The following is a 23,272-nucleotide window of genomic DNA, read 5'->3' as shown; positions in this document are numbered from 1 at the left end:
GAGGCACCCGCGCTGACGGGGCCGCGCCGACGGAGCCCCGCAGCCGTCAGTGGCGGACGCGCGCACGGGAGCGTGCCACGCCGGCGAGCGTGGCCCGTACCGGCGTCCCGAGATAGATCCCCAGCGACGCACCCGCCGCCAGCCCGACACCGACCGATGCCGCGAGCACCAGGGAGCCGGCCCCGCTGCCGGCCGCCAGCGCCGACGTCGGGTCGGCATGCACCATGCCGAGCAGCCCGTAGAACACCGCTCCGCCGGGCACGAGCGGCACGATGGCCGCCGTCGTCACCGCGACGGACGGTACGTGCAGGTTGTGGGCGATCAGGACGCCGACGAAGCTCGCCAGCAGCGCCGCGATGCCGCTGGCAGCCGCCGGGTGCAGGCCCGCCGTCTGCGCGACCGCGTACCCGAGCGCAGCGACCGCGCCCAGCACCCCGCTGACGGCGATGATCCGCGTGCCCGCGCCGTTGAACAGCGCCACGGCGACCGCGATGATCACCGCTCCGACGAGCTGGTCCGGCAGCGGGCCCAGCGGCGGCGGGCCGTCCGGCAGGGTCATCCGGAACCCGAGCGTGCTGCCGAGCTCCAGCCCGGCCAGGATCCCCACGACCAGCCCGAGAGTCTGCAGCGTGAGGTCGAGGATGCGTCCGGCCGCCGTCAGCGCGAAGCCGTCGATGGCGTCCTGCGCCGCGCCCACCACGGTGAGGCCCGAGAGCATGAGGACGATCCCGGACGCCACGATGATGGAGGGCTGCACCCCGGCGAACGGCTCGACGTCCGCGGCGGCGAGCGCGGATACGACCACCGCGACCGCTGTGGTGACGAAGGCGCCCGCGATCTGGCTGAAGAACGACGGCACGCGGAGCCTGGCGAGCCCGGACTGCGTCGCGGCGGCTCCCAGCGCCGCGACGAAGGTGAGCGCCACGACCACCGGTGATCCCCCGGAGAGGATGCTCGCGCCGACCGCGAGCAGCGCCCGCGCGATCACGACGACGGGCTGCCGGTACCGGAACGGCACCCGGCGGATCGCCCGGAACGCGGTCCGGGCCTCGTCGAGGTCCAGGCCCTCGTCGATGTCGACCAGCAGGGCCTGGAGCCGCTGCAGCTTCATGTGGTCGGGTGCCGCGACGCGCACCACCCGGAGCAGCGTGTGCGGCCAGCCCTCGCCGCTGGGGTGGTACGACAGGGCGATCGACGTGTAGGTGACGTCCGCGTGCACGCCCCGGAGCCCGTACGCGTCGGCCACGCGGGTGATCGCCAGGGTCACCTCGTGGGCGGACGCCCCGACGGCGAACATCGACTCGCCGATGCGCATCGCCAGGTCCAGTGCCCGGATGACCATCGTGTCGTCGACGGCTGGATGCACCTCGGTGGCTGGCGCCTCCGAAGGGTCGGTGCGCAAGACCTTGCGCACCGACGAGTACAGGCTTCGACGAGCGGGTTGGGGCATGCATCCCATTGTGCGGAGGGACGCCGTCACCGGCACACGCCCACCGGAACGCACCGGCACCCGCCAGGGAGTGCGCCCGCCCCTACCCGACGGACGTACGGGCCGCGCACCGGATGACGGCCTGGCAGCTGCGCAGGAACGAGGCGGCGACCTTGGTGGGGTCCCCGAGGTAGCCGGCGACCATGATGCCGTCGCGCAGCAGCATCAGGTCGTCGGCGATCGCGGTGGGGTCGGCCAGCCCGAGCGGCGCGACGAGCCGTTCGAACGCGCTCGTCCACCAGTCGCGGTGCGCGTCGACGAGCTTGCGGACGGCGCTCTCCGGGTCGGGGTACTCGGCGGCGGCGTTGATGAAGGGGCAGCCGCGGAAACCCGGGCTGCACGCCGCCGCCCCGGTGTGGTCGGCCATGAGGCGCAGCGTGACGTCGACATCGCCGTCCCCGTAGGCGATCGCCGCGTCGACGCCGTTGCGCTCGAGCTCCGCGCGGGACTCCAGGTACGCGACGATCAGGTCGTCCTTGCTCTGGAAGTGCCGGTAGAACGTCACCTTCGTGGTGCCCGCGCGCTCGATCACCTTGTCGACGCTCACGGCGCGCAGCCCCTGCGCGTAGAACAGCTCGTTGGCCGCCTCGATCAGGCGTTCTCGCATCGACCCTTGCACGGTCGCGATCATACGTGGCCCCTCTCCTCGCTCCCCTTGCGCCCGGCGCTGATGGCTGTGTACTGTCCGGACAGGTGGAGTTACTAGTCATTCTACCTAGACGTATCGCCGCTGGGAAGGGCGCACCCGCTCCCGGTCCGCGGCCTCGATCACAAGGAACCTCATGACAACCGCTACGGATTCGCCCGCTGCCACCGCCGTCTCGCTGCGGAACCTGTACTTCGTCCGGTTCGGCTTCGCCATCGTCTGGGCGGTGCTGCTGTTCGCCGTCGGCAAGAGCCTGGGGCCGGTCGCGATCGGCCTGCTGGTGCTCTACCCGCTGTTCGACGTCGCCGCCGCCGTCGTCGACTTCCGGTCCTCGAAGACCGCGCGACCCACCGTGGGCCTGTACCTCAACATGGCCCTGAGCCTGCTCACCGCCATCGGCCTGGCCGTCGCCGTGACCTCGGGCATCCCCGCCGTCCTGCGCGTCTGGGGCGTGTGGGCGATCACCGCGGGCATCGTGCAGCTCGTCGTCGCCGTCCGTCGCTACCGGCTCGGTGGCCAGTGGGCGATGATCCTCAGCGGCGGCATCTCCGTGTTCGCCGGCACGGGGTTCTTCCTGATGGCCGGCGGGCCGAACGCCATGCTGACCTCGCTGGCCGGTTACGCCACGCTCGGCGGCGTCTTCTTCCTCGCCTCCGCGCTGCGCCTGCACCGCGTCGCCAAGAAGGACAGCTGACATGGCCGAGAACACCTTCGACGTAGTGGTCATCGGCGCCGGTCCGGTCGGCGAGAACGTCGCCGACGGCGCGGTCAAGGGCGGCCTCACCGTCGCCATCGTGGAGAGCGAGCTGGTCGGCGGCGAGTGCTCCTACTGGGCCTGCATGCCCACCAAGGCGCTCCTGCGCGACGCCGCCGCGCTGCGCGCGGTCCGTCACCTCCCCGGGGCGAACGCGGCAGCGACCGGCGAGCTCGACCCCGCCGCGGTGCTCGCCCGCCGCGACGCTTTCGCCGCCCACTGGCACGACGACGGCCAGGTCGCCTGGCTGGAGAGCGCCGGCATCGAGCTCGTGCGCGGCGTCGGCCGGATCAGCGCCCCCCGCACCGTCGAGGTCGCGGGCGCCGACGGGAGCACCACGGTCCTGACCGCCCGGCACGCAGTGGTCGTCGCGACCGGCAGCAGCGCCCGCATCCCGCACGTCCCCGGCCTGGCCGACGCCGCGCCGTGGACGAGCCGCGAGGCCGCGTCCGCCCAGGCGGTCCCGGGCCAGCTGGCGGTCATCGGCGGCGGCGTGGTGGGCGCCGAGATGGCCACCGCGTACGCGGCCCTCGGCTCACAGGTCACGATGATCGCCCGCGACGGGCTGCTGCCCACCGTGGAGTCGTTCGCGAGCGACCTCGTGGCCGAGACGCTCAAGGCGCACGGCGTGACCCTGCATCTGCGCACCGAACCCGAGAGCGTCCACCGCGACGAGGCCGGGACCGTGCACGTCCGCCTGGTCGACGGCACGACGTTCGACGCCGACGAGGTGCTGGTCGCCACGGGCCGCACGCCGAACACGGCCGCCATCGGCCTGGAGCACGTGGGCCTGACCCCCGGCGACTGGCTGCGCGTTGACGACTCCCTGCGGGTACTCGGCAGCAACGGCACGCCCGTCGGCGACGGCTGGCTGTACGCCGCGGGCGACGTCAACCACCGCGTGCTGCTGACCCACCAGGGCAAGTACCAGGCCAGGGCGCTGGGTGAGACCCTCGTCGCCCGCGCCGGTGGCAAGCCCGTCGACCTCGAGCCGTGGGGCCGGCACGCGGCGACCGCCGACGACCGCGCCGTCCCCCAGGTGATCTTCACCGACCCGGAGATCGCGTCCGTAGGCCACACCGCCGCCTCCGCCGCGGCGGCCGGGCTGCGCGTCCCCGCCGTCGAGTACGACCTCGGAGCCGTGGCCGGCGCCGGGCTGCACGCCGACGGGTACACCGGTCGCGCGGGCATGGTCGTGGACGAGGACCGCAAGGTGCTGGTCGGCTTCACCGTCGTCGGCCCCGACGTCGCCGAGCTGCTGCACGCCGCGACGATCGCCATCGCCGCGGAGGTGCCGATCGACCGGCTGTGGCACGCGGTCCCCGCGTACCCCACGATCAGCGAGATCTGGCTCCGGCTGCTGGAGACCTACGGCCGGTCCGCATAGAGCGCAGGGGCGGCCCCTACCGCCGCCGGCCGCGCCGAGCGGCCGGCGGCTCGTCTCACCGCTCGTCGCGGTGCTGCTCGCGCAGGAGGTCGGCCGCCTGGTCGCCGTCCCGCTCGTGCCCGATCGCCTCCAGGGTCTGTTCGACCTTCTGGTCCGGCTGACGCGGCGGGAGGAGCGGGGTGTCGCGGTCGACGATCGCCTCGACGACCACCGGCCGGTCGGCCAGGAGCGCCGTCCTCCATACCTCGCGCACCTGGTTGGGTTCCTCGACGCGCACACCCTCCAGCCCGAGCAGCTTCGCGTAGTCGGCGTACGGGAACGAGGGCACCGTCTGCGACGTCGGGAACCGGGGGTCGCCCTCCATCTCACGCTGCTCCCAGCTGACCTCCGCGAGGTCGCCGTTGTTCAGCACGAGGACGACGAACCGTGGGTCGGCCCACTCGTGCCAGCGGTGGGCGACCGTGATGAGCTCGGACAGGCCGTTCATCTGCATCGCCCCGTCCCCCGCGAGGGCCACCACTGGACGGTCGGGATGGAGCAGCTTCGCCGCGATCCCGTACGGCAGGGCGGAGCCCATCGAGGCAAGCGTGCTCGACAGGTGCGCCGGAGTGCCGGACGGCAGGCGGAGGAACCGCGCGTACCAGTAGGTCACGGAGCCGACGTCGACAGCCACCTGGGCGTCGGGCGGGAGCTGTGCGGACAGCTCGCTCAGGACGAGCTGCGGGTTGAGCCGGCCGGTCCGCTGGGCGATGCGCCGCTCGGCGACGTCGTGCCAGGTGGCAACGAAGCCCTCGACGTCCTTCCGCCAGCCGTCCCGTTCGGGGAGCAGGGGCAGGAGTGCGTCGAGCGTGGAAGCGGCGTCGCCGGGCAGGGCCGCCTCGACAGGGAACTTGGTGCCGATGTTGCGGGCCGTCACGTCGATCTGCACGGCGCGGGCCTGGCCCGGCGCCGGGTAGTACTCGGTCCAGGGGTCGTTGCTGCCGACGATGAGGAGGGTGTCGCAGCCGGCCATGAGGTCGGCGGAGGCCGTGGTGCCGAGGTGGCCCATGACGCCGCAGTGGTACGGCAGCGACTCGTCGAGGAGCGGTTTGCCGAGCAGCGAGGTGGTCAGCCCCGCGCCGAGGCGTTCGACGACGTCGCGCACCTGCCGCTCGGCGCCCGCCGCGCCCTGTCCGACGAGGACGGCGACGCGCTCGCCTGAGCTGAGGAGCTCGGCGGCGGCGCGCAGCTGTGCCTCGTCGGGCACGGTCCGGGGGTGGGCGTAGGCCGTCGAGGACCGCACGATCCCGTGCCCCTGCTCGTCCGGGGCGGGAGCCTCTGCCTGCTGGACGTCGTGCGGCACGATCACGCACACGGGGCTGGACGTCGCCAGGGCGGTGCGGAACGCGTCGTCCAGGACGTGCGGCAGGGCTTGCGGCGACGCCACCACCTGCAGGTACTGCGCGCACACGTCCTTGAAGAGGGTGTGCAGGTCGACCTCCTGCTGGTAGCCGGACCCGAGCGCGCTCGTGACCACCTGCCCCACGATGGCCACCACGGGCCTGCGGTCCAGCTTGGCGTCGTACAGCCCGTTGAGCAGGTGGACCGCGCCCGGGCCCTGCGTCGCGAGGCAGACGCCGACCCCGCCGCCGTACTTCGCGTGGCCGGTCGCCATGAAGGCCGCCATCTCCTCGTGGCGCGCCGTGACCAGCTCGATCCGGACCTCCTGCCTGCGCAGGGCCGCGAGGATTGGGTCGACCCCGTCCCCCGCGTACCCGAAGACTCTCTCGACGCCCCAGTCGACCAGCCGGTCGACGACGCCGTCTGCCACGGTGGTGGAGCTCATTCGTTCTCCCCCGTACTCGGCGGGCGCCGGCGCCGGCGTCGGCTCCACCGGGGGCGCCCTCGTCCCAGTCTGGCGGGGTGGGGCTGCGCTCGCAGGGCCATCGTGATGGGCCGAGCGTGGCTGTGCGCGGGACCGGTCCCCGGCCAAGCCCAATACCCTGCCCAAGGAGTGCTGCGAACGGCACCCAAGGAGGAACCCACAAGGAGGAACCTGTGATCTGGCCCCTTCGCTGGCGAACGCCACGTGCGGTGATCAACGCGGGTGTACGCCGTCAGCTCCGAGGAGATATCGCCGGGGCGCGGCGGGCGTATCAGCGAGCGATCGACACGGACAACCACCACTCGAAACCTGCGGGACTCTGGTGGATGGGAAGCCTGCTGCACAGGGAGGGGCAGCACGACGACGCTAGGTGGTACTTCCAACGCGCAGTCGACTCGCGCCACGAGGCATGGGCGCCGCGCGCCGCAATCGATATCGGGGACATCCTGGTTGCACAAGGCAAGACGTCGAGAGCGCGCAGGTACTACCTCACAGCGATCGCTTACGACAGCCCGAGCAATCCTGGCGGCGCCGTCTGGGCACGCCGCGCCCGCGCGCGCCTCGACGCCATGCTGGATCAAACCAACGACTGACTTGGGCCCTCAGCCCAGGCCCCTTGCCCATGTCGTACCGTCCGGGCGATAGCCACCCGGCGGCCCAGACGGCTTCCCCGGTACCGCGCGTCTCACCGCAGCACGACGACGCCCGGTCCTCGCACCGTCACGGTCGTCGCGCCGGGTTGGCTCTCCACCGTCGCCGGGTCGGTCCCGAGCCACACCGCGGAGTCCAACGCAACCGACGGCGGCTCGCTGTCGTGCTCTACCACCACCGACACCGGCCGCTCCTCCGGCACGAGCAGCACGTCGACGCGGTCACCGCCCTCGACCGCACCGCGCGTCAGGACGACCGCACCGTCCTCGAGCCGCACCGTCGTGACCCGCCGGTCCCCCGACGCGATCGCCGGCTCGGTGTGCCGGAGCCGGACCAGAGCCCGGTACAGGTCGAGCATCCGGCGCCCGCCGTCGGAACTGGGTTCCGCCCAGTCGAGCCGGGACGCCTCGAACGTCTCGCGCGCCTGCGGGTCGGGCACCACGACGTCAGCTCCGTACAGCTCGGCCCAGCCGTGTCCGCCGAACTCCCGCGCGCGCCCGCGCGATATGGCCTCCGCGAGCTCCGGCTCCTCGTGGTCCGAGAAGTACTGGAACGGCGTGGTCGCACCCCACTCCTCCCCCATGAACAGCATCGGCGTGAAGGGTCCGAGCAGTACGACCGCCGCACTCACCGCGAGCGACCCCGGTGCCAGTACCCGGGAGGGCCGGTCGCCGAGCGCCCGGTTGCCCACCTGGTCGTGGTTCTGCGAGCAGACGACGAAGCGGCGTCGGTCCAGGTCCTGCGGCACTGGCACGCCCCAGGGCTTGCCGCGGAAGGTGGACCAGCCGCCGTCGTGCACGAAGGCCCCGGTGAGGGCCTTGGCGAGCGTCTCGGGCGCGCCGAAGTCGTCGTAGTAGCCCTGCCGCTCGCCGGTCAGCAGGGCGTGGAGGGCGTGGTGGACGTCGTCGGCCCACTGGGCGGTCATGCCGTATCCGGGGCGGCCCTCGAACGCCTCGCACGTGGGCGTGACGGTGCGGGGGTCGTTGGCGTCGGACTCGGCCACCAGCGAGAGCGGCCGCCCGATCTCCTCGGCCAGCGTCGCGACTGCGTCGGACAGCTCGGCCAGCAAGTGTCGGGGCGAGTCGTCGACCAGGGCGTGGACGGCGTCGAGGCGCAGTGCATCGACGTGGAAGTCGCGGAACCAGCGCAGTGCCTTGTTGATGACGAAGGCCCGCACCTCGGCGGCACCTTCGCCGTCGAGGTTCACGGCCGCGCCCCAGGGCGTCTGGTGCCGGTCCGTGAAGTAGGGGCCGAACTCGGCGAGGTAGTTGCCCGAGGGGCCCAGGTGGTTGTCGACGACGTCGAGGCAGACGGCGAGGCCGCGCGCGTGTGCGGCGTCCACGAAGCGCTGCAGCGCGGCCGGGCCGCCGTACGGCTCGTGCACTGCCCACAGGGCGACGCCGTCGTACCCCCAGCCGTGGTGTCCGCCGAACGCGGCCACCGGCATGAGCTCGACGACGTCGACGCCCAGGTCGACCAGGTGGTCCAGGCGTTCGACGGCTGCGCCGAGCGTGCCCTCTGGCGTGAACGTGCCGACGTGAAGCTCGTAGGTGACGGCGCCGAGGACATCGCGGCCGGGCCAGGCGGCGTCGGACCACTGGTGCGCGGCTTCGTCGAACGTGCGCGACGGACCGTGCACGCCGGCGGGCTGCCAGGGGCTGCGCGGGTCGGGGCGCGGCGGGCCGCCGTCGAGCGAGTACGCGTAGTCGGTGCCGGGTGGCAGCGGGTGCGGGGCCCGCCACCAGCCGCCGCCGTCGGACATGGCGTCGGCAGACATGGGTTCGGCGGTGCCGGTCGCCGGAAGGACGAGGTCGACGCGGGACGCGCGCGGCGCCCAGACGCGCAGGGGCGCGGTCATGCGGTCGCCCCGTCCGTCGTCGTGCGGTCCGGTGTCGACGCGTCCGCCGACCCAGCAGTGCCAGCGGGCTCCGCCACGAGCAGGGCAACAGGCCAGGCGCCGAGGAGGTCGCCGAGATGCACGGCGCCGCCGTCGGCCGTCGAGCCCGTGAGCAGCGACCGCCATGCCTCGCCCGGGTTCGCCTCGGGCAGCACGACCGTCGCCTCCGCCTGGCCGGACGCGTCGCCGAGCCGTGTCGCGACCACAACCACCCGGGGCCCGGAAGCATCCCGCCGTGCGAACGCCACCGCGCGGCCCGTGGTCACCGGCAGCGGCTCGTAACCGGCGTCCTCCCCGACGAACGCATCCGGGTGCGCCCGACGGAGGCGCAGCGCCGCCGCCGTCACCGCGAGCTTCTCCTCCGCGAGGTCCGACGGCGTCCGGCCCGTGTCGAGCGCCGCGAGCGTGCTCGCGAGCGCCTCCAGGTCGACGGGCCGCCGGTTGTCGGGGTCGACCAGTGAGGTCCCCGTGACCTCGGTGCCCTGGTAGACGTCGGCGACGCCGGGCACGGTGAGCTGGAGCAGCTTGGTCGCGAGCACTGAGCGCCGGACGGTCGGCGTCACCCGATCGACCCAGCCGGTGAAGCCGTCGACGACGTCAGGGTGGGTGAGCAGGTCTGTCGCGTACCGGACCAGGCCCTCCTCGCGGGCCTCGTCGGGCGCGGTCCAGGTGGTCCACGCCTTCTGCTCACGCGCTGCCTTGATCAGGTACGCGGTGAGGCGGTCGGTCACTATCGGTCCCGCCGGGGTCCAGGTGCCCGCGAGCGTCTGCCACAGCAGGTTCTCGGTGCGGCCGTCGAGGTCAGCAGGGCGCAGGTCCGCCGTCGCCTCGCGCAGGCGCCGCACGAGCGCCGTCCAGGCGTTGGCGTGCGCGGCGATCGCCCCGATGCGCGAGCGCACGTCCTCGCCGCGCTTCGTGTCGTGCGTCGAGCCCGCGGTCATCGTCGCGGGCCACGACTCGGACGTGCGCCGTGCGAGCGCGTGGAGCTCGTCCGGCCCGACGCCGAAGCGGTCCGGCGCCCCGCCCACCTCGCACAGGCTCACCAGGTGCGTCCAGCGGTAGTACGCGGTGTCCTCCACGCCCTTGGCCATGACGGCGCCGCACACCTGGGGGAACCGGACGACGAGCTCGGCCCGCCGCTCCTCGTTCTGGCGGCCCGCGGAGCCGACCTCCCGCCCGAGCACCAGGTCGACCACGATGTCCAGCGTGTCGTGCCGGTCCGGGTCGAGCCGCGACCGGGCGACGTCGGCTGCCTCGCGCACCACGCGCTCGGCCCCGGGCGGCGCCACCTCACCTGGTACGACGTAGGCGCGGTACCGGCCGAACGCGACGATGAGCTCGGTGACGCAGTCCTGCAGCGACCGGAACGTGTGGTCGCGTAGCCGCACGTCCTCGCGGCAGATGTCGGCGAGCATGGTGGTCAGGAGGTGGGTCTCGGCGTACAGCGAGGTCTCGACGATCTGCCGTTTGGCCTCCTCGATGAGGTCGTCGAGGGTGGTGTGCTCGCCCGTCACCTCGTGCAGGAGGCCGGCGAGCGGGGCGGCGCCGTCCGGGTCGACCTGCAGCGCGTGCAGCCGCCAGGCCGTGTCGTAGCCGGTGGTGCCGGCGACGGGCCAGTCGTCGGGTAGCTCCTCGTCCTCCTCGAGGATCTTTTCGGCCGCTATCCACGCCCCGCCGGTCGCCTCGCTCAACCGCCGCAGATAGCCCCGAGGATCGGCCAGCCCGTCGGGGTGGTCGATCCGGAAGCCGTCGATGACGCCCACCTCGAAGAGCTCGAGCAGCAGCGCGTGCGTGGCGTCGAAGACACCCGGGTCCTCCACGCGGATGCCCGCGAGGGTGCCGACGTCGAAGAAGCGGCGGTAGTTGAGCTCCTCGTCGGCCACGCGCCAGTACGCGAGCCGGTAGTGCTGGCGGCCCACGAGCTCCGCGAGCGGCAGGTGCTCGGTCTCCGGCCGGACGGGGAACAGGTGGTCGAAGTAGCGCAGGACCGGCTGCTCCTCGTCGGTGCCGGCGCCGCCGTCCCCCGGTACGACGGTGTGGTCGAGTACGAGCTCGTCAGCGGCGAGCACCGTCCCGATCCGGGCGCCCAGCACCGGCATGAGCAGCCCCTCGCCCTCGGCGAGGTCGACGTCGAACCACTTCGCGTAGGGAGACTCGGGCCCGTACTTCAGCACGGACCACAGGGCGCGGTTGTGCCAGGCGGGGGTGGGCACAGCCATGTGGTTCGGCACGACGTCGACGACGACGCCCATCCCGCGCGCGTGCGCCGCGGCGGCGAGCCGTTCGAGCCCTTCCCGGCCACCGATCGTGTCGCTGATCCGGGTGTGGTCGACGACGTCGTACCCGTGCGTGGAACCCGGCGCGGCCTGCAGGACGGGCGAGAGGTAGAGGTCGGTGATCCCCAGGGTGTCGAGGTAGGGCAGTGCTTTCTCGGCCTCGGCGAACGTCAGGTCAGGGCCGAGCTGCAAGCGGTAGGTGCTGACCGGGGTGCGGCGGCCTGGTCCGGGGAGATGGGAATGCACTGTGCCTCCGTCGCTCGTGGTCTCTCGGGCTTCACCGTAGGCGGGGAGACTGACACTCGCCTCGCATTGAGCACGAAGGCTCCGTGTCGGACGCCGGAACCTGCGGAATTCCCTGAACGGGTGTGAATCCTTGAGTAGGGTCCGCTCCTGGGTGAAACTGCTTTCCAGTGCGCCGGGCCGTCGAATCGAGCAAGCAGGTCACGCGGGCCGCCACCGCCGCGGAGCGCTACGTGTGGCTCAAGGACTACGCCCAGCGCGAGAGGGTCGCCGCCGGCTCCGACCCGGTGTGATCGGTCCGGTCGGCCGGATCGAGCTGCGCGGTGCGAGCTTCACCTACCCCGGCGCCGCCGAACCGGTCCTGCGCGGCATCGACCTGACGCTGGAGTCCGGGCAGACCGTCGCCCTCGTCGGCCTCGACGGCGCGGGCAAGACCACACTCGTCAAGCTGCTCACCGGCATGTACGCGCCCACCGAAGGCGACGTGCTGCTCGACCGGCGCCCGCTCGCGGACTTCAACGCGGCCTCGTGGCGGCGGCGCACCACCGGCGCGTTCCAGGACTCGTACCGACTCAGGACTACGGTGTCATGATCAACAGTGGCGCCGTACTCCTGGTGAAGGCGCGCGCTCAACGGCCACAATCCACGGTCAATTCACCTTCACGCTGCTTCGACCTGATTGATCAGGCCTTGAACATCCCCGTCAGTCAGCAAGATAGGCGCCACGCGGTGTCGAAGGAAGTCCCGCTGCTGCTCGACTGCCCAGCCTTCCCAGGTCAGCAGAGACGCTACACACTTCTCGACGATCTGACGCTCACGGTCGCGCGCACTCCAGTCCTGCCAGGCCCTCCGTCCCCTCGCCCGTCCGAGATGGCCCGCCTCCTCACTCTCGGCAATCACCGAGCCGCGCCTGCCGACAAACGGGATCCCGAAATATGACTCGGGGACCCCGTCCTCGTTGAATTTCAGCCGCACGACCGCCGAAACGAGTACCTCCCCTTCGGCGATAGCGATTTCCAGGGGCGATAGTGGTTGAACTACTCGACGTGCTCTCCAAGACGTCGTCGAGCTCAATCGTATTCGCAAGCAGGACGCCGAAGCCGGGGCCGGGCGCACCACGGTTGGCAGTCCGCGGCACGACGGCCCCGAACGGCCCCGACCTGAGCAACTCAGAGGCACTTCAGCCGTCCGGACAGCCAGCAAGGACGGACCGGCACAGGACATATTTCAGGCGAACCACCGCGACGGCACAGCTCAGGGCCCCTCTCCAGGAGCATAGATTGTCACCCATTGCCCGTCCGACCCGTCCCATTCAGCGTCGGCGGCCGTGACCATGGCCGAGGCGTCTCCGGTCCCGACGATTTTCTCTAGGTCGAACACCGGATAAGGCGTGACCTTGTGCCATCCTTCGCCAGATTCGGCTGGGCGGTACTCCACCTCATACGGTCGGCGCCGAAATCGCCGCTTCGGCAGACGTCGGACCCGGATCATGGCTGGACATCTTTGAAGTAGTTTCCATATCCACGCACCTGTTGGAGCTCCATCTCATAGAAGGCACTCTGGGGATATCCGGACGGCTCTCCGATATCGATGATCCGGTTACCTTGGCGCATCTGGCTTTTGATCCAGCGTTTGTTAAACCCGAGATCAACCTTGTCGACCGTCGCCTTCGACGTTACCCGGCGGATCATCTCGCGAGGCACCAATTTCGGCGTTCCACGATAATATCCAAAGTTATTCGCCTCCGCATAGGGAATCACTCTCTGAGGCATATTTCGCCCTATCGCAACAGTGCTTGAAGACGCAGCTACCCCCGCTCGCCCTAGCGCTTTCACACCGGTTTTGATACCGACACCAGCGAGCCCGCCGCCCACGGGCAGAAGTAGGACGCCAGCAAGAACCCATCCACAGCTGTCGCCGATGCGACCTTGGAGGAAGCAGCCGCTGTAGTCAGAGATCCCTGAGTAGGCAGCGATGTTGGGGTGCTTCTGCTCGAAGCTTGCCAGCCACTGTGGTCGATCGTCAGAATACTTGAGTCCGGGTACCGGTAGTCCCCAGCATCCGGGGCATTCTTCGGGGGAGAGGATCGGCAGCGTCAGCACGGGAGGTTCTTCGTTGTCACCACCACCCTGGTCGCCATCGTCCGGGTCGCTATCGGAGCCACCTTCGTAGCCGTTGTCGCAGCCGCAACCGCCGCCGCTACCAGGGTCCAGTACGTAACCGGGGTAGAGCCCGGTCGGGTCGGAGTAGGTGGTGGGATTGTTATTGGAGTACGAGTACGCGTTCCACTGCTGTGGGTTCGTCAGGTCCATGACCGGGTCCACGGATGCGAACACCCCGAGGATCGGGTCGTACATGCGGGCGCCGATCGCAGTCAGACCGGTTGTGTCCGTGGGTTTGTCCAGGTACCCGTGGTCGCCTGCCCATCCGGCTGGCAGCCCGGTTCCAGGCTGTCCGGCTTGGGTGGTGCCGGTGTCGCCCGGGGTGGTGGTGCCGCGGGGTGCGCCGTAGGGGTCGGTTCGGTTCCGGGTGACAGCGGTGGTGAGCTCGTTGGTCTGCAGCCCTGGTGTGCCGTGCTGGTCAGGGATGATCGTGGTGAGGTCGGAGAACGCGTCGCCCTTACTCGAACTGACCGTGACACCGTTGAACGCGAAGTAGCGGGTCCCAGTCACGTCTCCCGATGCGGTAATCGTGGCTTCCTGCCCGCCGGGCAGGTACACGGTCGTGGTCTTGCCGGTTCCGGTGCCCTGGGTTCGGACCAGGCGGTCGCCATCCGCGGAGTACACGTAGCGTCCGCCGGCCGTAGGCTCACCGGTGTCTTCGGTGTCGCCGTCACCGTTGGTGTCGGCGCTGACGGTGGCCAGCTCGCCCTCCACGTCCCACGTGAGCGCCTGGACGACCCGGTTGGTTGTGCCTGTGCTGGTGGTGGTTGTCAGGCTGCGCCCGGTCGTGTTGCCCGTCGCGTCGTAGGTGAACGACGCGTTGCCGCTGGTGCCGGTTCCGGTCGCGGTTGACGAGACTCCGGTGGTCGAGTGCGGGCGTACAGCACGCGCATCGGGGTGGGCGTAGGTCGCGGAGGCTGTCCCGTCCGGCGTACGGCCGGTGGCCGTCAACCGGTTCCCGATCTTGTCGTGAGTCCAGGTCGTCCAGTACGGGTCTACCCCACCCAGCCCCGCCACCGATGGCGTGGCCGCGCAGTCGCCCGACGACGGGGTCCACGCGTGGGTAAGCCGGTTGCCCCAGTCGTACCGGTAGCACTGGCGGTCGGTGCCGCCGGTCTGCGGGGTGTCCTTCACGCTGGACAGGTTGCCCGCGTCGTCCCACGCGTAGGCCGCATCCTGCACTGTGGTCGAGGAGTTGTCGGTCTGCTCGTTGGTCACCACCCGCTGCGCCAACCTGCGGGTGCCGTACTCGTAGCGCAGGTCCGTCGTGAACGTGTACGGCGTTCCTTGATCCAGGTGCTCCAGCGGACCGTAGGGTGAGTAGTTAGCCCGGTATACCGGGGTTGCGTAGTCGCCGTAGATAGCTGTGGGCTGGTTGGCGTCGTCGAACATCGTCTCGACCGTCTCGGCAGGCAGGTTTGTCCCGACCGCCGGTAGAGACGTGGTGCGCACCCGTCCGTCGACGGTGTAGGTGAATCCGGTGGTGAAAGTGTCCCCTGCCAGTGCTCCGAGCGCGCTGTCGTTCGGCAGGGTCAGCGACTGCCCGGTCGGCTGGTACCGGTTGGTGTACCCGGTCACCGCAGTGACGTAGTTCCCGGCACTGGTGATCCGGGTGGCGGAGGTCAGCTGCCCGACCGCGAGGGTGTCATAGACCCACTTCGCTCGTTCGGTTCCGGTGGCCGTCTCGGAGCGCAAGGAGGTCTTGCGGCCCAGTGCGTCGTACTGGTAGGCGAGGGTCCGCCCACGGCCGTCGGTCGTGGTCTCGACATTCCCTACCGTGTCGTAGTTGGTGGAGCTCGTGCCCTTGTCCGGGTCGGTCGCGCTCGTCTGTCGGCCGCGCAAGTCGTACGTGTAGGACCACTCGTTGCCGGCCGGGTCGTTCACACCTACAAGCCGGTCAGCGGCGTCGTGCCGATAGGACGTCACGTGGTGTGTCCCGGTCGGGGCCGAACCGGTGTACTGCCACAGTGCGGTGGTGTTGCCCCGCACGTCACTGATCACCGTGGTCGGCGTTCCACCGGTCGGGGGGTCCACATGCACCCGGTCGCCCGCGTAGCTGGTCGTCGTGGTCCACTGCGGGGAGTAGTTGCCATGGTCGTCAGGGACGCCGTCCTCTCCGACGTGGAACGTGGACTCCACTACGCGCCCGGCGCCATCAAAGCTGCTGTAGGTGCGAGCGGGAACCGCGAACGTCGGCACGGCCAGGCTCGCGGCCGGCGCGGACGCGTTGCGCCACCCGTCGTTGGTGATCACAGCCAGCCCTCGCGAGTCGTAGATCGTGTCCGTCATGACCCGGCCCGGGTTGCGGACGTCCGCGGACGGCGTCTGGTTCTGGATGTGCCGCAGCAGCCCGTCGTACACGTCGACGCTCTTGCGCTGCACCGACCCGTCGTGGTTCAGAGTGAGGCTGGTGACGGTGTTCAGGCCAGAGGCCGCGACGGCATAGGTGTAGGAGAGGTCTGGGGTCTGAGTGCTGGTCCGGCCTGGCTTCCATACGTGCCGCAGCCTGCCCAGCCGGTCGTAGACGCCAGTGGTGATCTTCCCGTCGGGGTCAGTGACCTTGGTCGGCACCCCCCACGCAGGCTGGAGCTCAGTTGTGGTGACGTGCCGGTCCAGCGGCCCCGAACCGTCCGGGTCCGGTGAGGTGGCCACCGTGCGCGTCGTGAGGCCTAGCGTGTCGGTGTACGCCGTCCGGGTGACCCGGTCCTTCGCGTCAGTGACCGCCAGAGCGCGCGCGTACCCTGTCCCAGCCTCCTCGTACGTCGTTCGAGCGGTTGGCACATACACCGCGGTTGCGCCGTTGTACGAGTCAAGCGCCTCGGTCCTGGTAACCAGGCCCCGGGTGGGTGCCGACCCGAACGCGCCCTCGTCGTAGAACGTCTGATTGTGCGAGATCACTTTCCCTGCAGCAGGTTCACCTGTCTCCAGGCACGCTCCGGAATAGACCTTCACCCCGGAGACCAGGTCGACGATGTTCGCTCCCGGGTTGCGCGCATAGGTCGTCGTGGTGCAGCGCTCGTCGCCGGTGACTGCCGTGTTGCCCAGGTCGGCCACCGTGGTCGGCATCCCGTAGTCCGCGTCGTACTCGGTCTGTACTCGCGAGGTCCGTACGCCGCCGGCGGCGGCCGGGGCGGTCACGACTGTCTCCTGGGCTGCCACGCGCAGGAAGTAGGAGGACGCATCCACGCCCTCCGGGTCGGTCGCGGTCCGCCGCGACCACGGCCCCGAGGTCACTGCCTTCACGACGGCCGACCCGTCCAGAGTCGTCTCCCGGCGGACCATACCCGCGTACTGGTCGGAGTCGTCGTAGATATCGACCTTGACCGCTTTACGGGTCGAGAGGGCCGCGTTGTTGTAGTCGCCGTCCATGCCCCGGAAGTAGTCGTACAGCGTACGCAGCGGCGGTGCGGCCGTGTTACCGCGGTCGCCGACGATCACCTCGACCTGGGAGTAGCCGCGCAGCTCACCCCAGGTGCGGTTCTTCGGGTCGACCAGCTCATTGTCGTCGTAGTGCCATGCCGGGCCGCCGGTGTAGACATAGTCAGTCATCACCGGTGTGCCGCCGATCGCAGTACCGGCCGACTCGGTGATCTTCTCCACGCGATAGTGGTGGAACCAGTCGATGGCGGGATCTTCGGCACCGGACCGGGTCCAGTACACCGGGAAGCACCGCTTCGTGTTCGACCACGCATTGACGGGCAGACTTGAGGGGCCGCACTCTGCCGCAGAGTACGCCACCGCGATCCGGCCACCGGTCTCGGTCCGGATGGCGATGATCCGAAGCCGCGTCATGGAGTTCTCGTCGTCGCCGCTGGAGGCCCGGTTGACGAGGTCCGTACCGACGAAGTCCACGGCCGGCATCGCGTCGTCGTCGTTGTCGTTGGTGTTCGCACCGTGGCCGGTATGCACGATCTTTTGCAACCAGACCGTGCGCATCGTCGCGCCGACCGCAGGCAGTTCCTGGGTCAGCGCCCATGAGTCCACCGGCACGAACCCGGTCGACGCACGCACGAATGTCGCCACCTTCGTCAGGCGATGGATGTCATAGAACACCGGTGACTGCACCGACGGGCACGACGACGTGGACGTGCAGAACTGGTCCAAGGGCAGGTCGGGCCAATGCGTGCCGTTCTCGACCGTCCGATCGGCCACGTCGCAGGCGAACGTCGACGACGGGATGCACCGCTGCGCGTAGGTGAGCTCCACCCGCGCCGGAGCATCACCGGTCGCGCCGCTCCGGGTGCCGTACTCGATGTTCATTAATCGCGACCCGGACACGTAGGCCGTCGTCCCGGCGTTGTTGTTGTACCCGTACCGGTTCGCGTCCTTGTCGTACGTGTAGGTGATCGAGTTGCCCCGCGGGTCGATCACATGGTCCAGGTTCCACCGGTACCCCATGGCGCACCGCGAGGCCGCGTACGTGGTCGCGTTGCACGGTTCCCCGGGGTGGTTGCCGAATACCGGCACGTGCTGGACCGAGCCCAGGTCGGCACCGGTCGATTCGGTCTTGCCGCGTCCGAAGTAGTACCTGGTCCCGTCCTTGGTGGTCACGATGAAGTACTCGGTGTCGTTGATCGCACCACCCCAACCGCCGGTGTGCCGGACGACCCTGATGTTGTCGTCGCTCTTGGCCCGCCACGTGTTCGTGTCACCGTCGCGCACGAGCTCGGTCGCCGACCCGTTGAAGGACAACGTCAGGTTGTTCGTCCGCCAGCACAGGTCGCCCGTGTCACGGGACGCGTTGTTCGCGACCTTGTCGCCGCGGGCGTCCTGGTCCTCGATACAGGGCACGTACTTGCGCTCCACGAATCCGGAAAGGTCCGCCTCCCAGCCGTCACCCACGATCGAGGCCTGCGCATTGCCGGAGGCGACCTTCCCATCCAGCGACGAGGACGAGTAGGACAACCCCAGGTCCGGCGCAAGCCCGCCGGGTACCGGCGGGGTCCGCATCGGGTAGGACCACGAGAAGGCGCCCGTCTGCGCGGACACGTCCCAGGCCGAGGCAGCAGCCAGCTTCGTCGCGCCCCAGTCTCCGTTCGGGCCCTGCTCGTCCGCCATCAGTGCTACCACCGACGTGTCACTCTCGGCAGTGCGCTCCGCCACGCGGGCGCTGGCCTGGGGTGTTGCGGTCGAGCCGGTCGGCGCGGCAGGTTCGGGTGCGTCGGCCGCGGCGGACAGCATTGTCCGACCATCCTTGGTGACCAGGTCGACGTCCTCGAGCGGTGTACCGGCCTGACAAGCGGGCTCTTGCGGGCTGGTGAGAGCACATGCCGGCAGCCGGACCGGGACCAGTCGGGTGGCAAGGTCACCGCCGGCCAGGTGCGTCACGTCCACCGACACCCGCACCTTGTCACCTGCTTCTGAAGCGCCCTTGGACGGCTGCGTCCCCGACGTCTTCCCGTCACTGGCGGGCTCCTTGGCGCCTGCCGTCTCCTCACTGCCCGCCTCGGGGATGCTGGTCAGGCTGAACAGCCCGGCCACGGCGCCGACATCGTCCGCCACAGCATCGGGCTGGGTCGCGACGCGCACGGACGGGTCGGAGACCGTCATCTCGACCGGACCCTGTGCCGCCGCCCGGGCAGCGTCGGCCTGCGCCGCAAGCATCGCGGCCTCGGCGTCGGTGGGCTCTTCGCCCGCACCAGGCAGCGGCTCCGGCTCGTCCGCTGTCACGTCCATGGCAGGGATCGCGGGCTCGGTGGCGCCCTCGCCACCGGCGCGCAGCTTCTCACCGTGCGCGGTCCGTTCTTCGGTCGACCACTCCAGACGCTCCTCAAGGGTGAGGCCGTCATCGTCCGCCCAGGCGGGACCCGCCGCCGTCGTGGACACCAACGCCGTAACCGCGGCCATCGCCACGACCCGCATCCACCTGCTGGCCGTGCCTCGCCTGCTGCTGGTCCTCATCGCCCTGCCCGTCCTCGTCATCTGGCTGGCTGTTCGTGCTGGTGCCGGTCATCGAGACCGTCCCTGTGCTGCTCGTGCTCGTCCTGCGAACGATCAGGGCGTCGGACCCTCCAGGGCCCCTCCGCGGCACATCTTCGAGATCTCGGTCGGGACATCGCGGTCCTCGCCCAACCCGAGCTTCTGGTCGGCATACACCCGCACCTCGTCCACGGAGCCGTGGAAGGCCCAGGTCGAATCTCCCAGCTCATTCATCCCGGACCCCAGCCGCAGGGCAGAGCCCGCGTTCCACGACGCGTCGTAGGCCGTATCCACCCAGTCGGCAGGGCTCGTCCCACGCTTCCCGGACCGCACCACCCGCGGGTCCCCGGCCACGCACGCGTAGGCGTGCAACGTCCCAGTGCGCGCGTCGTGCACGCCGACCACGTTCACCCACTGACCCGCCACGACCGGCAATGGTGTCCGGGCGATCACGTTGTTGGTGGTGCCCTCGTCCGTGGTCATCCAGAACGCCCAACACCTGCGTTCCTCCGGCGCGATGTCCTCGTCGTCGACCGGGCACAACGGTGACTTCGAGAATCCCAGGTGCGGGCCAGTGACCTGGCGGCCCTCCTGGCTGACGCCCGCGGCTGACCCACCCAGCTCCACCACTGCGGCATCCGGATCGCGGTCACCCGCGCGCATGAATGCAGAGAACGAGAACGACTTGTCGGTGGCCATCGCCGGATGGACGGTCCGAGCGACATCCGTCGGACTGTTGAACACCAACCCCCCGTCAGGAACGCCGCCCGGCTCGTTGCGGGGAAAGACCCCGCCGGCTCCCTGCCATCCCCAGGCCCAAGTCACCCCGCTCGACGGTGTCAAAGGCCCCGTCACGGGCGCCGCCCCCGGGGTGCTGTTCCCGGCAGCCGTCGGACGCGTCGTCGCCCAGGCTGTGTCGTTGAACTGCCACCACGACGTCGTATGCGGGTTCCCCACGAAGAACTCATATATCGTCACCGCGCTGCGCCGCCCCGAGGCATCCTGAGCCTGAGCCGCCAGGTAGTTGTATCCCGTGCGCGGCACCAGCACGGAGAACGACTTCGACTCCCCCGGCGCGACATCCGACTGGTTGTCCGGTTCAGAGGTGTTGAAGTCCCAGTAGAAACGGACCACGTCGTTCGACCCGTTCGGCGAGATCTTGATCCAGGCCAGGTCACCGAACCCGCCGGATACCTGCCCCTCGGGGAAGTTCCCGATCGTGATCTTTGGGGCGGCGGGATCGATCGCGTCCACCCCGAACCGGCAGGCCGGCGACTCGTCCCATCCCGTGTACCGGCCGCCGGACCGCACCGCGGCCTGCCACCGGTACTCGCCAGACCTGGCCAGACCAGTAGGCATCGCGGTGGCATCCGTCGACGGCCCGACCGGTCCCTTCCATCCCGAGGTCCACAACGTCTGCCCGCCGTCGCCCAGCACCCGGAAGGCGATCTCAACGTTCGTACCGTCCGGGTCCGAGGCCCGTGCGGACAAGGTCGGCTTGTTCGACCGGATCAGTGGCCGGTCCGCCCACTCCGTCTCGCACGCCACCACCGCCGTCGCGCCCCCGGGGTCATGACGCAGCTTCATCGTCGAAGCCGCAGGCGGGTTCGGCGCACGGTCGTACGCGATCTCCAAGGTTGCTGTGGAGCCCTGGTACCTCTTCCACCACAGCATCGAGGACTCGTTCGAGGCGGAGACCCGGAACGTCAGCCACGAGTTCCCGGCCGTAGCGGCCGCTCGGGCCGCCGACAGGACGTCAAAACGAATCCGCCCCACCTGATCGGTACACCCGGACCGATGCGTCACGGACCGGTAGTCCTGCAGGGACCACACCGCGGGCTGCGAGTCCCATACCAGACCCGCGTCGATCGTGTCCGTCATGTGCGCGTTCACCTGCCGGTTCGAGCAGTCGACCTGGTGGTCGCCCACCGGGCGGAACCCCGCACCGATCACGTCAGAGGCATCCAGCTGTCCCAACCAGTTTCCCGACCCGTTGTTCAGGTTCTGGAACTGGAAGTAGAGGCGCTGCACATTGACGACGCCCGCACACCGAGCATCGAGGTTGGGGTCGCAGTACCCCATTCCCTCGGAGCCCTCGAAGTTGACGTGCGGTGTGTTCTTCCAACCCGAATAGTTCTGCACCATCCCGTACCGGAACGGGCGGTCGGCACCGATGCGTGGGTCGAGCCGAACCGGCCATGATGTGGCGGGATCGGTCAGCATTCCCACATCGGGAACCACCTCGACGACGTCCCTGGAGCCCTCAGCAGTCACCCGGACGTCCATCTGCGTCACGGTGTCCCCCGGCAGCGGCTCCGACTCCCGGTCCACAGGTCCGTCACTGGCTGCGGTCGTCCCGTCATCGGCGTCAGATGCCGCCGTTTCGGCGTCCATTGCTCGCGCGCGGGTCTCTGCCTGGCCCAGCGCCTGGTCGACGCCCTGAGACTGGTCCGCGCCCGCGCTGTCCCACTGGACGGCGGCGCCGGACTCGAACCGCACGTCCCCGGTCGCGTCGACGATCTCGAACCCGACCTCACGCTGCACGACGCTCAGGCCGTCGGAGACCTCCAGCGGGAAAGCTAGAACCAGCTCTCCCGAGTCACTACCCGCTGTCTCAGCTGCGGCGGACTCTGCTGTACCAGTCGAGGATGCCGCAGCCGTAGACGCGACGCCGGCCGCAGGCGAGCCCGCGAGCACCACATCGGTCAGGTGAGCCAGCGCCTGCGGGTCCGCCAGGCGAACCACCGGCGTCACGTGCGTGCCGTCGTCATTGACCGACACAACCAGCGTGACCCCGCCACCGAAGTCGTACTCGACACGCCCCTCAAGGACCACAGCCGCGGCGGCCTCGACCAGCGGCAACGATTGCGAGAACATCCCCACCCGTGAGCCCTCGGGCCCGATCATCGCCAGCGGCAGCCCGTCGCCGGCCTCACCACCCGGGTTGAGCCAGATCGGCTCGACACCACCAGTGACCGGCAACATCCCGGACGCCTCCTGGTCGCCGGCGTCGCCCATGGGCGACGCTCCGACCTCGACGTCCACCGGCGCCCACGTGCCATCACCGTCAGAGTCCTGCCGAACCGCCGACATGCTGGAGGAGACGATCACGGCCCCGGACTCGCCGTCGACGATGCCCGTGCTCCACGGCGTCAGCGAGTCGGTCACTGTCACCGAGGTTCCGCAAGCGTCCGCCAACGCACCGGCGGCCTGCACGTCCGCAGCCTCTTGCACGTCGCAGTTCGTCGCAACATCCGTCACCGCCGGTGGAGCATCCAGGCTCAGAACATCTCGCTGCTCGGCGGCGGCTGCCGAGCCTTCGCCCAACACGGCAGTAGCCAGCAGCACCATCACCACCGAGATTGCCGCACCCCGCGGGCGGGCGGGCCTGGCCGAAACAACACGGCGTGTTCGGTATACAACACGCGCCAACGCGTCCCGCACCGAAGGCCGACTCCCCATGGGCACCTGAGCCATCACCGCTCCCCGCTCAACGATCAAGTCCAGCCCCAGGAACGGCCCCAGAACCCCTGCCGCCGCGCACATTAGCCGCACATCGGGCACCGATACGACCCACCTGCCGCAGGATCTTGGCGTTTTCACCCGAAATTTCACTCGAAAAATCACCCGAAACGGCCCACAAGACCGGGCCCAGCTTGGGAATTAGGCAACCTGAGCAGACCAAACCAAGCCTCGTAGATGACTGAGTTCAGGGTGTCCGGTGACATGCAGGCGCGCACATCGCTGTCAAGTAAACAAACGTGATTACATCGTTACAAAGAAGCTGGCCACCACGTACCTCCGTGGCACGCGGGTACCGATTCTCACCGCGCTGACGCCTCTCGTTGGGGACCCGAGCCTCGGCGCTCGACCTGCGTCGGCATGCCCACGCAACCGCCGCCACTCGGCCCGACCGGACGCTCGCCGCAGCACCAGCTACCAGGTGCGGCGTTGCGGATCCTGGATCGCCGCACTGCCCCGCTC

12 protein-coding genes are annotated in these 23,272 nt (G+C 69.9%); 5 read left to right on the top strand and 7 right to left on the bottom strand.

Annotated features, from left to right (window positions below; translation table 11 throughout):
• Nucleotides 1-46: 46 nt before the first annotated feature.
• Both AB0F70_RS11460 and AB0F70_RS11455 read right to left on the bottom strand, forming a co-directional pair.
• Nucleotides 47-1,450, bottom strand: a complete 1,404-nt coding sequence (locus AB0F70_RS11460; RefSeq protein WP_357447836.1) for a threonine/serine exporter family protein — start codon at nt 1,448-1,450, stop codon at nt 47-49.
• Nucleotides 1,451-1,532: 82 nt separating this feature from the next.
• Nucleotides 1,533-2,120 (bottom strand): TetR/AcrR family transcriptional regulator, encoded by a 588-nt coding sequence (locus tag AB0F70_RS11455; protein ID WP_357447833.1) that lies wholly within the window; start codon nt 2,118-2,120, stop codon nt 1,533-1,535.
• A 151-nt stretch (nt 2,121-2,271) separates the two neighbouring features.
• Between AB0F70_RS11455 and AB0F70_RS11450 the strand changes: the two genes are divergently transcribed.
• Together AB0F70_RS11450 and AB0F70_RS11445 are read left to right on the top strand one after the other, a co-directional pair.
• Nucleotides 2,272-2,829, top strand: a complete 558-nt coding sequence (locus AB0F70_RS11450; protein WP_357447831.1) for a hypothetical protein — start codon at nt 2,272-2,274, stop codon at nt 2,827-2,829.
• A 1-nt stretch (nt 2,830) separates the two neighbouring features.
• The gene (locus AB0F70_RS11445; protein ID WP_357447828.1) at nt 2,831-4,276 is read left to right on the top strand and encodes an NAD(P)/FAD-dependent oxidoreductase; all 1,446 of its coding nucleotides are present in this window, start codon (nt 2,831-2,833) and stop codon (nt 4,274-4,276) included.
• 55 nt (nt 4,277-4,331) lie between these two features.
• Here the strand turns inward: AB0F70_RS11445 and AB0F70_RS11440 are convergent, their stop codons facing one another.
• Nucleotides 4,332-6,101 (bottom strand): thiamine pyrophosphate-requiring protein, encoded by a 1,770-nt coding sequence (locus AB0F70_RS11440; protein WP_357447825.1) that lies wholly within the window; start codon nt 6,099-6,101, stop codon nt 4,332-4,334.
• Nucleotides 6,102-6,313: 212 nt separating this feature from the next.
• On the opposite strand from AB0F70_RS11440, the gene AB0F70_RS11435 reads away from it, so the two are divergent.
• Nucleotides 6,314-6,733 (top strand): tetratricopeptide repeat protein, encoded by a 420-nt coding sequence (locus tag AB0F70_RS11435; RefSeq protein ID WP_357447822.1) that lies wholly within the window; start codon nt 6,314-6,316, stop codon nt 6,731-6,733.
• Between the two features lie 92 nt (nt 6,734-6,825).
• On the opposite strand, the gene treZ is transcribed toward AB0F70_RS11435, so the two are convergent.
• Both treZ and treY read right to left on the bottom strand, forming a co-directional pair.
• Nucleotides 6,826-8,649, bottom strand: a complete 1,824-nt coding sequence (gene treZ, locus AB0F70_RS11430; RefSeq protein WP_357447819.1) for a malto-oligosyltrehalose trehalohydrolase — start codon at nt 8,647-8,649, stop codon at nt 6,826-6,828.
• On the bottom strand, nt 8,646-11,210 hold the full coding sequence (gene treY, locus AB0F70_RS11425) for a malto-oligosyltrehalose synthase (protein ID WP_357447816.1): 2,565 nt from the start codon (nt 11,208-11,210) through the stop codon (nt 8,646-8,648). Before treY ends, treZ begins: the two co-directional genes overlap by 4 nt.
• Nucleotides 11,211-11,377: 167 nt before the next feature.
• On the opposite strand from treY, the gene AB0F70_RS11420 reads away from it, so the two are divergent.
• Together AB0F70_RS11420 and AB0F70_RS11415 are read left to right on the top strand one after the other, a co-directional pair.
• Nucleotides 11,378-11,500 carry a hypothetical protein gene (locus tag AB0F70_RS11420; protein WP_357447813.1) on the top strand — a complete coding sequence of 41 codons (123 nt, stop codon included), beginning with the start codon at nt 11,378-11,380 and terminating at the stop codon, nt 11,498-11,500.
• Nucleotides 11,497-11,799 (top strand): ATP-binding cassette domain-containing protein, encoded by a 303-nt coding sequence (locus tag AB0F70_RS11415; RefSeq protein ID WP_357447810.1) that lies wholly within the window; start codon nt 11,497-11,499, stop codon nt 11,797-11,799. The genes AB0F70_RS11420 and AB0F70_RS11415 overlap by 4 nt, the downstream gene beginning before the upstream one ends.
• 895 nt (nt 11,800-12,694) lie before the next feature.
• Here the strand turns inward: AB0F70_RS11415 and AB0F70_RS11410 are convergent.
• Both AB0F70_RS11410 and AB0F70_RS11405 read right to left on the bottom strand, forming a co-directional pair.
• The gene (locus tag AB0F70_RS11410; RefSeq protein ID WP_357447807.1) at nt 12,695-19,270 is read right to left on the bottom strand and encodes an RHS repeat-associated core domain-containing protein; all 6,576 of its coding nucleotides are present in this window, start codon (nt 19,268-19,270) and stop codon (nt 12,695-12,697) included.
• 93 nt (nt 19,271-19,363) lie between these two features.
• On the bottom strand, nt 19,364-22,462 hold the full coding sequence (locus AB0F70_RS11405) for a hypothetical protein (protein WP_357447804.1): 3,099 nt from the start codon (nt 22,460-22,462) through the stop codon (nt 19,364-19,366).
• Between the last annotated feature and the right edge of the window lie 810 nt (nt 22,463-23,272).

Origin of the sequence: Promicromonospora sp. NPDC023805, from assembly GCF_040639635.1 — a bacterium.
Lineage (GTDB): Bacteria > Actinomycetota > Actinomycetes > Actinomycetales > Cellulomonadaceae > Promicromonospora.
Note: the sequence above shows the minus strand (reverse complement) of the source record. Positions and strands in the feature narration are given on the sequence as shown.